Origin of the sequence: Parabacteroides sp. ZJ-118, from assembly GCF_011038785.1 — a bacterium.
Lineage (GTDB): Bacteria > Bacteroidota > Bacteroidia > Bacteroidales > Tannerellaceae > Parabacteroides.
The window spans coordinates 57,707-72,932 of record NZ_JAAKDT010000002.1 but is presented as its reverse complement, the minus strand read 5'-3'; the positions used below and the strand labels follow the sequence as shown (position 1 = coordinate 72,932).

Below are 15,226 nucleotides of genomic sequence, written 5' to 3'. Positions count from 1 at the left end.
TTGCCTGGAAACGAAATTTCGACAAAGATAGGAAACCGCTGAGACAATCAAAGCATTTTCCTGAAATAACGGGGGAAATAACCGGGTACTAGCTCCGGATGGAAAATCCAGATTAAATCTTTCAATAGATATTCAGGATGCAAAGGGAATTCCTCGTAATAGGGAACTGCCCCTGTATTACAGGTATAAATCCGTTGTTTTTTAAAAGCGCCGAAATTCTCGTAAGGGGTATACTCGGCGCGCAAATCGGCATAGGTCATCTCGGAAGGCTGATTGTATTTAACGAGCCAAATATCCGCATGGATCGCTCGATCAAACACGGTCTCAAATGCCAAGGGAGTACTTCCGGCACCCGGTAAATCCTTAAACATATAATCGGCTCCGGCATCCTCGATAAGATGAGCCATATAACCATCTCCGGATGGTACATACCACGAAGAGCCGAACCTCTTCTCCGACAAGACCGTGGGACGATTGTCCACATTCGCGGTTAAGTCCTTTAGAGACAGATAGGCTTGTTCCGTCGCCCTAAATATAGAATCGGCCATTTCTTCCTTGCCGAATAGCAAACCGTAAAAGCGAATCCATTCCGTACGCCCCAAAGGGAATGCCTCCATGTAGTCCGCCCCTTCGATAATGGGTATCCCGATCTTCTCAACAGGCCCATAGCTGCTGTTCTGGAATGGGGAAGCGATCACCAGTTCGGCGCCTATCTCTATCATTTTCTCTATATTCGGGGAGGTAGCCTCGCCTAAATCCGCGATTCTGCCGGTCTGTATGCCCTCTTGTATGGCAGGGGTATCCATATAACGAGGCTCACAAACGCCTATGACCTTATTGATCTCGTGCAGTTGATCAATAATAGCCGCATGGACAGAGGTATAAATCACAATATCTTTTACCGGGACCTTCACGATCGTCCCTTTGGGTAATCCGTCCGGGACCGACTTTTCCCGGTCTATCAATAAATAACGTTGAAGAAGCCGTGTATGATCCCACGGATCACGCACTTCCACCATCGTATAGGCATCAAAATGCCGGATCGTGAAACCTTGGGCATATTGAATGCTATCGGCGGAGAGAGCTTCCTTGGAAGAGGTTTGCTTCCCGGATGGCGTACATGCCGTCATCCAGAAAGCAAACCCCATAAGAATCAGAAATCGCATTAGATATTATCTTTTTGAGCGAGAACTACTTTCATGGGATTCAGACCGGCCCCGAACTTCTTGGACAATTTACCGTCACTTCCAAAACAATAGATATCGCCATTATTCTTGTAATCAGACTCCGCGACATAGACATTTCCACCCGCGGCACTGATCGAATAAGGAGACTGTACCGCGGTTCCATCTGTAATAAAGCTCGTACCCGCGGATTGGCTCTTGGTATCAAAAGTTAAAAATGAAGGACTGGGCATTCCCCATTGCGCATAGAACAGGAACAGTTTGCCACCCTCGTAGGCCATCTCCGTCGCGTTCGGACAATTCGTAAGGGAAGTAACCTCATACGTCTCCGCGTTTATCTTTTGTACCGTATTGGGGATATCCGCGTAGTTTCCCATAGAGATCACATATACATTTCCTTGCTCATCCGCCTGTATCCGCGTGGGATTCAATACGACATCCAACTTCTTTATCTCTGTAAAGGTAGACAGATCGACCACTGATACCGTTTTATCATACCCAACCTCGGTGGCGTAATCCATACCTCCGGAGTTAGAGACAAACAATTTATCAGAAGATACCGCCAATTGTTCCGGATTCCGCCCGACCTTTACTTTCGCCTCAACCTCCAAGGATGCGGTATCCAAACGAGCGACATATCCATCATAATACGTAACATAGACTTTTCCACCCTCTGATACCATATAACGGGGCTGTCCCTCTGTCTTGATTTGCTTAATGGATTTTGCCTTCAGGTCCGTCACTTCTATCGTAGACTCTCCATATACCGCGATATACATCTTATCGCCATATACGATTATATCCTGTGCCGTATCTCCCAGCCCCCTGCCATTTTGAGCCAAGAAATAATCGGGGACTACCTCATCCTTTTCCATGTCGTACATATACAAGGAGGCATTGTTGTTGCCCATTTTCCCCGAGTTCAAGAAATACAAAGCCTTGAAGGAAACGGCCTCCGCAGGCTGTTCGGGAGTGGGATCAGGGTTCTCGGGTATTTCCGGGATCGGATCCTCATCATCACCACAACTCATAAACGAGAAAGACATCAATGCGCATAAAGCGGAAACGTAAATAAAGTTTTTCTTTTTCATTGCTTTACTATATTATTTATTAATAAGACAAACATACACTTAATCGCCAGGAACGTCCCGGCATCGGATAATACTGGATCACATCGTAATTCACGTTCGCGAGATTCAATAACTCACCTTGCAGGCGTAAGCCAAAATGACGGAAACGGAAATTCCTGTTTAGGGAAATGCTTTGCTCCATATAGGAGTCAATCCTGTTCCGATCGATATTTTGTGGCAAGGCATAACGATCTCCTACCGCGGTTAATATGTAAGAGAGATTCACCCACGGATTCTCCAAGGAAACGGACACCGTTCCCGAATGACGAGGCGTATAGGGTATCTGATCCTTATAGTTCTTGGCCTCCGGATCCGTTATATCTACCGCATACTGATACGAATAGGTAGAAGCTAAAAGCAATTCCATCTTCAACGGTAACGAGAATTGTGCCGAGAGATTCACATCCGCCCCCTTAATATCTACCTCCCCCATGTTCATCATCCGCCAGATATACATTGTAGGTAACGCCACGATCTTATCTTTCACGGTGTTATAATATCCATCCGCGGAGATCGCAAAATGCCGCGACCCATCATCGCAGGAAGCGCTCCAGGTTACGCCTACATTGTATTGGGAGGTCTCTTCCGGCTTCAAGTCGGTATTTCCCATACGCAGATAATATAGATCCGTAAAAGTCGGGACCCGGAAGATATCCTTATAAGAGGCTCTTACCCGTAACGTACTCTCCGGAAAAGGCCTCCAAGATAGGCTCACCGCCGGTGACAAACGTTTTCTATCCGCCGGTTTCTCGCCTTGCTTTACCTTATCCGTAATGTACGTCCCTAACAGACTTCCGGTGGCCGTGAGCCGGCTATCCTTATATTGCGCCGCCAGTACCGATTGAGAGGCCATCCGCTTCGGATCGGGACCGTTCACGAAATTATTGTCCAGCATGGAGCGAGTTAAATCCGTTGTTAACGTCGCCGAGACATGCTTTATAGGAGTATACAGCAAACCCACGGAGCCATAATACTCATTCTGTGTATTCAAATCGACTTGCTCCCCTGCCGCATACTTGTCATTTACATCCAGATAGCGAGTAAAAGCATAATTATACTTAGCCAGGGCCCGCAGCGTGAATTTCTCATCGAGCCTGTTCTTATACCCCGATTGCACGAAGAAATTATTATCCCACAATCGCTCTGAAGTGTTCTTGTTGTATAAATTGATAGAACCGGGAAGCCCCCGCTCCGAATCAAAATAGTAGGCCTTAAAGGAAAATTCGCCTCCCTTCCCCAAATCGCCGAAGAGATTGCCTTCCAAATGATAAGAACGGATATCGCTATTTCTGCGCTTCTCTCTCGTCTCCAAATCCCCATTGATTAATGTATAGGGATATCGCCCGTCCGCACGTGCGAAGTCGCCTTGTAAGGACGCGCTCCAACGCTTCCCTAATTTCTGATCATGATGCAGCACGGGATTGAAAAGCCCGAAGGAACCGCCCTTGACCTTGAGATAAGTATTAAACGATTTATCTTTAAACGCGGGTTTCCCGGTTTGTATATTCAAGGCTCCTGCCGAGGCATACACCCTTGCCGTTTGGAAGATGTCATCCGATTGTCCGATGGACAAGGAAACCATCTCCACGTTATCCAAGGAGAAACGGCTGATATCGACTTGTCCGCTTTGCGCGTCCGTAATCGTTATCCCATCGTAGCTGACGGCGGTATGTTTCGCCCCCAGGCTACGTACCGAGACCGTTTTCAGACCTCCGATCCCCCCATAATCCTGCACCGTAACTCCCGAGAAGCGTTTCACGACCTCGGATAGGTCTTGCACTCCCAAGCGATCGATTCCCGCCCGGTCCATGATTTGCAAAGGCGCGCCTTCGCGAGTGACCGACGGACGCACCTTCTCCACCACTTCCACTCCGGAAAGTTGGTGGTAGGCCGTCGTATCAATCTGCTGACCGGAAACGACTCCCAAAGACAATAGCCATACGCTGAAAACGCACAGGCACCTTGTAAGATATAAATCCCGCATAATAATTCCCAGGTTTACCAACGTCTTCACCCGAAACGTCGCATAACAAGATCATGGCAGGTTTTCTGGCTCGTCCACCCTCTGTCGGCTACCTTCCCACCTATCCGATATAGGCAGTGGCAACAAGATTCGCCGGGGCTACAAGGACTTACAGCTACGGGTACAGCTCCGGACTCGCACCGGATTCCCTTTTACTAGCCACTACCGGAACGGATAGCGGCTACACCTTGACCGGACGCGAAGGTAAGAAATGTTTTTTAAAATCCGATTAAAATCCGCGCCCCTTCGATCAAGCCTTCGTTGTGTTTGAATCAGGAATTTGACATTTTGACATTTTGTAAACGGAAGTCCCGGAGAATCGATTCTTCCGGGCCAAGGGACAGGGCCTCTTCAAATCTACGTTAAAATATATTTAATCAATTCATCTTTAGCTGGATACCGAAAAACGCCCTTTTGTTCTAGCGAAAACCATTCATCCGAACGCATATCCATTGACCTCTTCGGGCGATTCCACAGGGTTACGGCTGGGTTCTAACGAGGTTACAATGCCTATTCACGGCGGTTGACAACCCTATTCATGGCAATTTACAATGCCCGGCGGCAGGCATTGGAGTTGCCCAACGCGACTGAATGTGTAGGTTTTCGTCGCCTTTCGTACCTGAAAACGGTAATATTCCCACCTAAAAGAGCCTTTTGTGGCCCCTCTTGGCTTCCGGTTTGCCCGATCTCAGGAAAGTCGCTGTCACGATTTGCCCATAAAAAGAGGCATAAAGAAAGGAGAAAGGCGATTTAGGCGCCTTATCGATAATGAGGGTTAGCGATTGTATCGTACCCGCCTTTCACATTTGCATATCTCCCGTTTTTTTACGAATATCGCGCATCGGTAATCAACAAATGAGATAAACAGCAATATGGGTATCGGAAAATGGATAGGCGGTGTCTTGGGATTCATGGCATTCGGGCCACTGGGCGCTTTAGCCGGTGTTATATTAGGCTCTTTCTTTGAGGAAGGGGCAGACATGACGGGACAGCCCTTCGGCGGCGGGACCAATTACGATGATCAATCTACACGAAGAGACTCATACGCCGGGGAGCGTAACGGTTTCCTTTTCTCCATGTTGGTAATGGCCTCCTATATCATCCGCGCCGATGGGAGAATCATGCACAGCGAGATGGAATATGTCCGTCAATTCCTCCGGAGGAACTTCGGCGAGATCGCCGTAAGCCAAGGGGAGGAGATATTGCTAAAGCTTTTCGACCAAGCCAAGCGCATGGAGCAAGAGAACAGCCTAGGATTCAAGAATACCATCCGGGAATGCGGGACCCAGATCGCGTACAACCTAAGTTATGAGGAGCGGCTGCAACTGCTCGCGTTCCTCGCCGAGATCGCTAAGAGTGACGGCAACGTGTGCACAGCCGAGATCAATGCCTTGAAAGAGGTAGCGATGGTGATGGGAATGTCTGACAAAGAGGCAGAATCCATGTTGAACCTAAAGGGAAACTCCTTGGACGATGCCTACAAGGTGTTAGAGATAGAACCGACCGCCACGGACGAGGAAGTCCGCGCCGCCTATCGCCGGATGGCCGTCAAGCACCATCCGGACAAAGTAGCCAGTTTGGGAGAAGACATCCGCAAGGCCGCCAATGAGAAGTTCCAGAAAATAAATGAGGCGAAGGAAAGAATCTATCAATCGAGAGGATTGAAGTAAGATTCGGCAAACGATCTCGCGAAAACGTAATGCTGTTTATAGAAAAACTTTTTTCATGTATATTTTCTAAATATTAGAAAACATTTGTACTTTTGCCCCCGATTTTAGCAACCGGGCTACCACGTAGCCTGGCGTAAGGGAATCCGGTGAGAATCCGGAGCTGTTCCTGCAGCTGTAAATCCTCTTTAGGTTGGTTAGAAGTTCGATGACCACTGTTCCCTTTCGGGGAATGGGAAGGTTTCTAACCAGAGGAAAGCCAGAATACCTGCTAAGGTCTTACAATAACATCAAGCTTCCAGGATAGAAGTATGTGTCATACAAAAAACGATTCAATTTATTTTTTGAGGCATTATCGATAGAGGCTTGTTGTTTTATTTCGTGTACAAATGAAACACTATATGAGGCTTTTTGCATTCGCTATTTTGGCGGCGTGCGTACAATCCGTGTGCGCCCAAAGCATATTGAAAGATCCGAAGGAGCTTTCCGTGCTGTTGAACGAGGTCGTGGTTACCGGTACAGGTACCGAACACTACCTGAAAGACGCCCCTGTACAAACAGAGGTTATCACCGGGAAGGCCCTTGACAGTTACCAAGGACGTAGTATGCAGGATATCCTGGAAGGATTGAACGCGTCCATCACCTTTAATCCGAGTGATATGGGCAGTGGTATCCAGATGAACGGATTAGGCAACGATTATATCTTGATCCTTATCAATGGCAAAAGGATCAATGGAGATACCGGTGGACAAAACGACTTAAGCATTATCAACCCCGCGAATATCGAGCGTATCGAGATCGTAAAAGGAGCCGCTTCTTCCCTGTATGGCTCGGATGCTATCGCCGGTGTTATCAATATCATCACGAAAAAGAACCGGGATAAAGTGAGTGTGTCGAATACGACTCGTGTCGGATCGCATGGAGATCTGTCGGAAAGCGTACAAATCGGCTTCGGACATAAGAGGCTGAATTCCACGACCTCGCTCAGCGCGACCCATACGGACGGCTGGCGAAACACAACCCAGGAATGGGACCATCACGAGATCATGGACGGAAGCGTGACACGGACCGTAAACCGATCCACGAACTTCACGCTAAGGGAGAACTTGATCTATAAAGTGAACGACCGGCTGAGCCTTTCGGCCGATGGCTCTTTTTACCAGAAATGGAATTATCGTCCGCACGGCGCGTTCAAGTATTATACCTATGACCAATTTTACCGGAACTTCGATGTGGCCGGAGGGGCTAAATACACGTTGGGCGGGCTGGATTTCCTTTCGGTAGACCTGACGTATGGTAACTACAGCTATTTCTATAATTACCACCACAAAGATGTCACGAACTTCTTTGATCCGGAAACAGGTTTACGCATCACCCGCTATCCGGGGGAACATATCCTGGAAACCTCTCAACAACGTTTCCTGGGACAGGCAAAAAGCGTATTCCACCTCGGTGAGAGCAATATCCTAAGCGCCGGACTCGAATATCAATACGATCATTTGGAATCTCCCCGGCGCATCGAGAACGGGACAGCCTCCGTATTCACGGCTTCCGCTTATGTACAAGACGAGTGGAACCCGACGGATCAGTTGAACATGACAGTAGGCGGACGCTTTGTCGTACACCAGGAGTTCGGGGCCACGTTTACCCCCAAAGTCTCCCTCCTGTATAAATTAGGAGATTTCAACATCCGAGCCACATACTCAAATGGATTTAAGGCTCCTACTTTAAAAGAGTTACACGATGATTATATCACGCAGATCGGAGGCGGCCCGTGGAAGCATTACTACGGCAATACGAATTTAAAGCCGCAAAAGTCCAATTATTATTCGGCGAGCGTGGAATACCATGCGTCGAACCTGCAAATCACGGTAACAGGGTTCTACAACCGTATCAAGGGCATGATCGCCTTGATCGAGATCCCGACAAGCGCCGAAGACCGATTGGATGAGATAGAGGCCAGCATGCAACACAAGAACGTATCAAAAGCCCGCTCTTTCGGGGGAGATCTATCGCTGACCTATCAAATCCTATCCTCCTTGGCTATTGGTGGAGGCTATAGCTATACAGATGCCAAAGCGCAATATACGGATGATCCGGACGACCCGAACTATATGCTCTACACCCCGATCAACGGAACCTCATTCCACAATGCCAATTGGAAACTGGCGTGGAACCATGCGTGGGAAAGGTATAAATTGGATGTCACCTTATTCGGCCGATATCAGTCCACCCGTTTTTATCTCATGGACGGTAATGGGAAAAGCTATCAGTTATGGCGGTTGAATACCCGTCATAACCTATTGAGAAAGGGAAAATGGAACCTGGATATCCATGTCGGAGTCGACAATATCTTCGATTATGTGGACCGTACCCCGTTCGGACGCCATCGCGGGACCACGTCTCCCGGACGAACTTGGTACGCCTCCGTTATCGTGAAATTTCAGAATAAACATAAATTGTAAACAACCTTAAAAGTTAAATGCAATGAACAAATTCAAGTACCTTTTGCTTGCGGCGAGCCTATTTGCCTCGAGCGCAGTTTTTACCTCCTGTGATGATGGAGACGACGACAATACCGCGAACCCGGCGGAAGAGGTCGTAAAAGCGAGTAAGAAACATGACACGGCGATTTTGTTGTGTACATTCGGTAGCACATTTAAAGAGTCTATCAAGACCTACGACGCTACACTCGCCGATTTTCAGAACGCATTCCCCGATGCGGACATCTATTTGTCTTTCACCTCCCGCACTTGTGTGAATCGCGTAGAGGCGGAGACCGGTATCGCACGTTACCAACCGGACCTTTGGCTACAAGCTCTAGGAAATGCCGGTTACAAGAAGGTAGCGGTACAGTCCTTACACATCATCCCGGGTGAGGAGTATCTAAGCCTGATGAATACGGACGTAAAGAAGAAATTCATGATCGAGTCTTTCCCCAGTGTTCAAGTCGTAAAAAGCCCTTGTTTGGTATACGACGAGGATGATGTGGAGGCCGTAGCGAAAGTTCTGTACAGTCATTACAGTGATAAATTGGCTGATAACAAAAACATCCTTTTATTAATGGGACATGGTAACCCGGATAAAAACTATAACGCGAACACGAAATATACGGAAACAGAAAAGGCTATGCAAGCTTTGACCGCTAACAAGAATGTATTCATAGGCACCGTAGATTACGGAGATATGTTATTCTGGCCGGAAGAGGGTGAACCCAATCCGGAATGTGTTTATTCCAAACTTACCAAATACTGCGAGGATCACAACTTAAGACCGGAGGAGATCACGATCTCTTTAGCGCCGTTCATGTCTATCGCCGGAGACCATGCGCATAATGACCTTTGGGGTATCGAGGAGGGTGATGATTCCAGCGCTGCCGCTCCTGACGCTGACGCTTGCTGGAGACTGAAACTTTTGAAGATGGGCTTCAAGATCGACACGGAAGAAAGCCACAACGGAAGCTTGGAGAATTGTAAGATCATAGGCTTAGGCGATTACGACGCTGTTCGCCAGATCTGGGTGAACCACCTGAAAGCATTATATAACGACGCTGAGGCTTGGGAAACGGGAGAAGACTACCAGTAAATCATTGAGAATTGAGAATTGAGAATCGGGGAATACTGTCTGAACCGATTTTCAATTCTCAAAATCTCCCCTATACACTATTATATAAGTTGGCCGTTTACCGCTTGAAACGAACAAGGAGGCTGACGTAATAGGTACGTCCCGGAGTCAACGTCGCATAATTATAGTTAAACGGACGATCGTCTACATAATCAAAAAGGTTCTCGATACCTACTCCCGGTTCCAACAAGAAATCACCGGCTCTGAACGTATGGCTCGTATTGAGGTTCCACAAGGAGTATTTCGGCGCGTATCCATAAGAAGTCGAATAACGTTCCCCTTGGATACGTCCGTTGAAATTCACGTTCAGCTTATACTTGTTCCAAGTATGAGACCACATAGCCGCTACCGTACCGCTATGTTTAACGGTTTTATCCAAAGGCTCATCCGCGTATACGTTTTTCCCATCCACGAAACTATAGCCGCCATTCAAGGTAAAACCCGCGCCCAGGTAACTATTGAAGGTGACGTTAATACCTTTGATCTTCGCCTTATCGATATTCGCACGCATCTGTATCTCATCATAGTCCGTACCATGAGCGGCGTTATAGGCATCCCGTTCCGCTGTATCCAACATCTTATAGTTAATCATGCTACGCACGTTATTCATAAAAGCGGATACGGACAAAGAGAAATACCGCATCGTATATTCAGCGCTCAACGTGAAATTGTCGCTCTTTTCCGGGTCCAGATCCGGATTACCGATCACAAGGCGAGTCGCTCCGGACGCTTTCTTCTCCGACTCCGTATACAACTCCTTCAATTCGGGTGTCCGGAAACCGCCCGCATACGATCCGCGAAAATTAAAACCGCCTATCTTATACAGCAAAGCCACGTTGGGAGTCGCATAACTCTTAAAATTCTCATGATAAATATAGCGCAAACCCGCGTACGCTTGGAAATGCTCATTGATATTGATCTCGTCTTGCGCATAAAGAGCGGTTGTGTACATACTTTTGCCCGTTATGTTATCGGTCTCGCTACTCAGCAATTCTTTAATGAACTCCGTACCTGCCGAAAGCTTATTATACTTGCCCAGACGGAAGATTCCCTTGACATTCAAGTTATGGTAATGAATCCGCTTCGTCATGTCACTCTCCCCACTTTTCTTTCCGTCAAAGAAGTCCTTGTACGTACTATGATTGTCCGACAGATAATCCGCGTTCAAATAAGAGTTCTTATGAATCATATACTGAGCGCCCGCCCCGTAAGTGAACGTCTCTCTTCTCATGTCATAATTGGTCGTATTCACTTTATCCATCGGCATCGGACGATCGCTGGAACGCCCGAAGAAGGTACCGCGCAGATAAAAAGACAAACGATCCGTAGCGTCGTACGTGAAACGCTGGTTGACCACGTTCCGGTGGAATCCTTCGGAAGCTTGCTTATTGGTAGGAACCAACTCTCCTTTACTCTCCGTATAGGGATTTAACTGCCAGCCATCGGCCCGTTGATATTGATAAGAGGTATACGAACCGAACTTCCCGACATTCACGTCCGCGTTGACCGTCTGCAAGAATTGGTTCTTGCTGCCATAGCGGCTATTGCTCGTTACGTTCACCCTATTGCGGGAATCATCCGTGATGATATTGATAACGCCGGCGATCGCATCGCTACCATACAAAGCGGAAGCGGCCCCGTTCAAGATCTCTACCCGCTTTACGTCAGACATATCGATACGGGAATAGGTATCATCGCCGGCCAAACGCTTACCGTTTTCCAGGATAACCACGTATTTCTCCGTCAATCCGTTCATATTCATCGTGGCACCCTGTCCGTTTTCCATAAATACGATACTCGGATTCAGCTTGGTCATCGCGTCTTGGAAGTTGGTTACGCTCGCCTCTTTCAAGTCTTTTCCCGTAAGCACTTTCACGGGAACAGGGGAATTACTCATGCGGCGATGCGAACCGGTACCGGTTACCACCACCTGATCGATATTCACATACTTCTCCTTCAACTTAATGACGACCTCTTTTTCTGAGTGATCCGTTTGATACACACCCTGCTCATAGCCAAGGTAAGTCACGCGAATGCGATAGTTACCATCCGGAAGGTTCAGCTCAAATTTTCCGCCGGCATCCGTGGTCGTACCATTCAATGACTCCGACACACGGATATTTGCGCCCGGGATGGGTTCATTACTTTCATCCACGACTTTACCCTGTAAACGTACCTGCGCGAGCGACACGTTTATCGCACAACTTACAGCTAAAGCCGTGCACAAACACTTTCTTTTCATAAACGATTCTTATTATGTATATATTTCAGCTTTCCTGACCCCGAGAAAAACAGCAATAAAAAACGTTTGGCAGGTTTCCTGACTTACCTCGTAGAAAACGGCCTTCCCGCCCTTCGCGGACAGTGGCATGAGAAATGTTCTCTACTTTACAAAGGCTTACAGTAGCGGGCACTGCTCCGGATTCGCACCGGATTCCCTCTTTATGACAAAACCGAATGGTCTTACGTCATCACCAAAGCGGGGGCAAAAGTATAAATTATTTTATATAAACAAAAACATATCCCGGTTTATGTGCTTTCAAAGCTTTACAAAGGGAAGTCTTTAATGTATCCTATCGCCAAAAAGGGAAAGAAAAACAACCATACAAGACATAGAGTTTTCCAAAACTTTTTTCAACACACTATCCATTAGGCGATTAACATATTTTAATTAGTAAAAAGTTTTCCAAAAAGAAAATCATACGCAGTAATAAGATACCTTTGCGCACATAATCAATCACAAATTAATCGACACCATGATACAGACAGTTGTTAAACGGGACGGGCGCATCGTCGGCTTCAACGAGGAGAAGATAGTAACCGCTATCCGTAAAGCCATGCTGCATACAGACAAGGGAGAAGATATGCAACTGATCCGTCAGATCACGGATCATATCTCATTCAAGGGAGAGCCTCAAATGACCGTAGAGGCGATTCAAGATGCCGTGGAACTGGAATTGATGGCCAGCAGCCGGAAAGATGTAGCGCAGAAATATATCGCTTACCGGAATCAACGAAGTATAGCCCGCAAGGCGAAAACACGGGACATGTTCTTGGAGATCATCAATATCAAATCCAACGACATCACCCGTGAGAACGCGAACATGAACGCTGACACCCCCGCCGGCATGATGATGAAATTCTCCAGTGAGACCACCAAACCGTTTGTCGATGACTATTTATTGAGCGAAGAGGTCAAGGAAGCCGTATCTAACAACTATCTCCATATTCATGATAAAGATTATTATCCGACTAAAAGCTTGACCTGCGTGCAACACCCGTTGGACCGCATCCTGAAATGCGGGTTCTCCGCCGGCCATGGCGAATCACGCCCGGCTAAACGAATCGAAACCGCAAGTATCCTTGGCTGTATCTCTCTGGAGACTGCCCAAAACGAGATGCATGGCGGACAGGCGATACCGGCGTTCGACTTCTACTTGGCTCCTTACGTACGTAATAGCTTTATCGAGGAAATAAAGACCTTAGAGGATTTATACGGACAGGATTTCTCCCACTTATACAATAAACCTATCGACGATTACCTAACCCAGACCCTGGATGGACTAAGCGGTGACAAACGCATCATACAACATGCCGTCAACCGCACGGTAAGCCGTGTACACCAATCGATGGAGGCATTTATCCATAATATGAACACGATCCATTCACGGGGAGGCAACCAAGTGGTATTCAGCTCCATCAATTATGGAACTGACACCTCCGCGGAAGGTCGTTGCATTATCCGGGAGTTATTAAAAAGCACTTACAGAGGCGTAGGTAACGGCGAGACCGCTATCTTCCCGATCCAGATATGGAAGAAGAAACGAGGCGTAAGCTATCTGCCGGAAGACCGCAACTACGATCTTTACCAATTAGCCTGTAAGGTTACCGCCCGTCGCTTTTTCCCGAACTTCTTGAATCTCGACGCGACCTTCAACCAAAGCGAGGATTGGAAAGCGGACGATCCCGGGCGCTATATCCACGAGGTAGCGACCATGGGATGCCGTACCCGTGTGTTCGAGAATCGTTTCGGGCCGAAGACTTCTATCGGACGAGGCAATCTCTCTTTCTCGACGATCAATATCGTACGATTAGCGATCGAGTGCATGCCGATCGAAAGCAAGGAAGAGCGTATCGCCCTGTTTTTCGCCAAGCTGGATCATCTGTTGGAACTCACGGCCCGTCAGTTGCATGAACGTATGGAGTTCCAAAAAACCGCTTACGCGAAACAATTCCCGTTGTTGATGTCTTCCTTGTGGATAGGCTCGGAGAAATTGAAGCCGAACGATACGATCGCCTCCGTCATCAACCAAGGCACCTTGGGCATCGGCTTTATCGGGCTGGCCGAATGCTTGGTAGCCCTCACAGGCAAGCATCATGGCGAAGACGAGGATTCGCAGGCCTTGGGCATACGGATCGTTACGTATATGCGGGATCGCGTCAACCAATTCTCGGAGCGATACCAACACAATTATAGCGTATTGGCAACTCCGGCTGAAGGTTTATCCGGCAAGTTCACGGGAAAAGATCGTAAGGAGTTCGGATCGATTCCGGGCATCACGGATCGGGATTATTATACGAACTCCAATCACGTCCCGGTATATTATAAGTGCAGCGCCCGTCATAAGGCTGAAGTGGAAGCGCCCTATCACGACTTGACCCGCGGCGGCCATATCTTCTATGTAGAGATGGATGGCGACGCCACGCATAACCCCGAAGCGATCATGCGTGTCGTGGATATGATGGACAAATACAATATCGGATACGGTTCCGTAAACCATAACCGGAACCGTTGCCTGGATTGTGGCTATGAGAACTCCACCCCGAATCTAGTGGCCTGCCCGAAATGCGGCAGCAAACATTTGGATAAACTGCAACGCATCACCGGTTACTTGGTAGGAACCACTGACCGTTGGAACAACGCCAAGCTATCTGAGCTAAACGACCGTGTCACCCACAACTAAAGTTCAATTACCATGTTGTCTATCCTAGATATCATCGAAGATACCACCGTAGACGGTCCGGGATTCCGGACCGCCATCTATGCGGCGGGTTGCCCGAACAAATGCCCGGGTTGTCATAACCCCGAATCGTGGGACATCCATAAAGGGAAGAACGTAAAAACGGAAGAGATCGTGGAGAAAGTATTGGCCGACGAGTTCGCCAACGTCACCTTCAGCGGCGGGGATCCCATGTTCCAGCCGGAAGGCTTCACCGAGGTAGCCAAGGCGATCAAGGCAAAAAGCCAAAAGACGATCTGGTGCTACACGGGCTATAAGTTCGAGGACCTGATAAAGAATCCGGCGCAAGCCGCCTTGTTGTCCTATATCGACGTATTGGTGGATGGCCGCTACAAACAGGCCCTTCGGGATGAGGGCCTTTTATTCCGGGGAAGCAGCAACCAACGGTTAATCGACGTACAAGCCTCTTTGCATAAAAAGGAAGTCGTGAACTACCAGTACGATCCTTTCATTTAACCTCGTCCATGCCCTTGGGGTTTCCTTTGTCGCGGACGTATTCAATCACGTAGTATCTTGCAATGGAGGTGAAATATATCATGTTCCCTTGTTGATTATAATCAGCTACTTACTTTGGGCA

9 protein-coding genes and 3 riboswitches are annotated in these 15,226 nt (G+C 47.8%); of the genes, 5 read left to right on the top strand and 4 right to left on the bottom strand.

Annotated features, from left to right (window positions below):
• Nucleotides 1-47 precede the first annotated feature (47 nt).
• The 3 genes from G7Y39_RS01215 to G7Y39_RS01205 are packed head-to-tail and all read right to left on the bottom strand — an operon-like array spanning nt 48 to nt 4,298.
• Nucleotides 48-1,166, bottom strand: a complete 1,119-nt coding sequence (locus G7Y39_RS01215) for an ABC transporter substrate-binding protein (RefSeq protein ID WP_165154267.1) — start codon at nt 1,164-1,166, stop codon at nt 48-50.
• Complete coding sequence (locus tag G7Y39_RS01210) at nt 1,166-2,275, bottom strand: DUF5074 domain-containing protein (protein WP_165154265.1); 1,110 nt, start codon at nt 2,273-2,275, stop codon at nt 1,166-1,168. Before G7Y39_RS01210 ends, G7Y39_RS01215 begins: the two co-directional genes overlap by 1 nt.
• Before the next feature lie 19 nt (nt 2,276-2,294).
• Nucleotides 2,295-4,298: a TonB-dependent siderophore receptor gene (locus G7Y39_RS01205; RefSeq protein WP_165154263.1), complete on the bottom strand. Its 2,004-nt coding sequence runs from the start codon at nt 4,296-4,298 to the stop codon at nt 2,295-2,297.
• 37 nt (nt 4,299-4,335) lie between these two features.
• A riboswitch (cobalamin riboswitch) is annotated at nt 4,336-4,543 on the bottom strand.
• 666 nt (nt 4,544-5,209) lie between these two features.
• Here G7Y39_RS01205 and G7Y39_RS01200 point away from each other — a divergent pair.
• The 3 genes from G7Y39_RS01200 to G7Y39_RS01190 all read left to right on the top strand — a co-directional run bounded on the left by G7Y39_RS01200 (nt 5,210) and on the right by G7Y39_RS01190 (nt 9,589).
• Nucleotides 5,210-6,007, top strand: coding sequence for a DnaJ domain-containing protein (locus tag G7Y39_RS01200; protein WP_165154261.1), 798 nt, complete (start codon nt 5,210-5,212; stop codon nt 6,005-6,007).
• Nucleotides 6,008-6,095: 88 nt separating this feature from the next.
• Nucleotides 6,096-6,295: riboswitch (cobalamin riboswitch) on the top strand.
• Between the two features lie 110 nt (nt 6,296-6,405).
• Nucleotides 6,406-8,469, top strand: coding sequence for a TonB-dependent siderophore receptor (locus G7Y39_RS01195; protein ID WP_165154259.1), 2,064 nt, complete (start codon nt 6,406-6,408; stop codon nt 8,467-8,469).
• A 22-nt stretch (nt 8,470-8,491) separates the two neighbouring features.
• A complete protein-coding gene (locus tag G7Y39_RS01190; RefSeq protein ID WP_165154257.1) occupies nt 8,492-9,589 on the top strand; it encodes a sirohydrochlorin cobaltochelatase in 1,098 nt (365 codons plus the stop codon).
• A gap of 97 nt (nt 9,590-9,686) precedes the next feature.
• Here G7Y39_RS01190 and G7Y39_RS01185 read toward each other — a convergent pair whose 3' ends face one another.
• Nucleotides 9,687-11,870, bottom strand: coding sequence for a TonB-dependent receptor (locus tag G7Y39_RS01185; RefSeq protein WP_165154255.1), 2,184 nt, complete (start codon nt 11,868-11,870; stop codon nt 9,687-9,689).
• A gap of 50 nt (nt 11,871-11,920) precedes the next feature.
• A riboswitch (cobalamin riboswitch) is annotated at nt 11,921-12,122 on the bottom strand.
• A 262-nt stretch (nt 12,123-12,384) separates the two neighbouring features.
• On the opposite strand from G7Y39_RS01185, the gene G7Y39_RS01180 reads away from it, so the two are divergent.
• Nucleotides 12,385-14,592 (top strand): anaerobic ribonucleoside triphosphate reductase, encoded by a 2,208-nt coding sequence (locus tag G7Y39_RS01180; protein WP_165154253.1) that lies wholly within the window; start codon nt 12,385-12,387, stop codon nt 14,590-14,592.
• 12 nt (nt 14,593-14,604) lie between these two features.
• On the top strand, nt 14,605-15,105 hold the full coding sequence (nrdG, locus tag G7Y39_RS01175; protein ID WP_165154251.1) for an anaerobic ribonucleoside-triphosphate reductase activating protein: 501 nt from the start codon (nt 14,605-14,607) through the stop codon (nt 15,103-15,105).
• The last annotated feature ends 121 nt before the right edge of the window (nt 15,106-15,226 follow it).

What these genes read in the sequence shown, in the direction of transcription:
- G7Y39_RS01200 (WP_165154261.1), top strand. Translation starts at nt 5,210, where the DNA reads ATGGGTATCGGAAAATGGATAGGCGGTGTCTTGGGATTCATGGCATTC.
- G7Y39_RS01195 (WP_165154259.1), top strand. Translation starts at nt 6,406, where the DNA reads ATGAGGCTTTTTGCATTCGCTATTTTGGCGGCGTGCGTACAATCCGTG.
- G7Y39_RS01210 (WP_165154265.1), bottom strand. Translation starts at nt 2,275, where the DNA reads ATGAAAAAGAAAAACTTTATTTACGTTTCCGCTTTATGCGCATTGATG.
- G7Y39_RS01185 (WP_165154255.1), bottom strand. Translation starts at nt 11,870, where the DNA reads ATGAAAAGAAAGTGTTTGTGCACGGCTTTAGCTGTAAGTTGTGCGATA.
- G7Y39_RS01215 (WP_165154267.1), bottom strand. Translation starts at nt 1,166, where the DNA reads ATGCGATTTCTGATTCTTATGGGGTTTGCTTTCTGGATGACGGCATGT.
- G7Y39_RS01180 (WP_165154253.1), top strand. Translation starts at nt 12,385, where the DNA reads ATGATACAGACAGTTGTTAAACGGGACGGGCGCATCGTCGGCTTCAAC.
- nrdG (WP_165154251.1), top strand. Translation starts at nt 14,605, where the DNA reads ATGTTGTCTATCCTAGATATCATCGAAGATACCACCGTAGACGGTCCG.
- G7Y39_RS01205 (WP_165154263.1), bottom strand. Translation starts at nt 4,298, where the DNA reads ATGCGGGATTTATATCTTACAAGGTGCCTGTGCGTTTTCAGCGTATGG.
- G7Y39_RS01190 (WP_165154257.1), top strand. Translation starts at nt 8,492, where the DNA reads ATGAACAAATTCAAGTACCTTTTGCTTGCGGCGAGCCTATTTGCCTCG.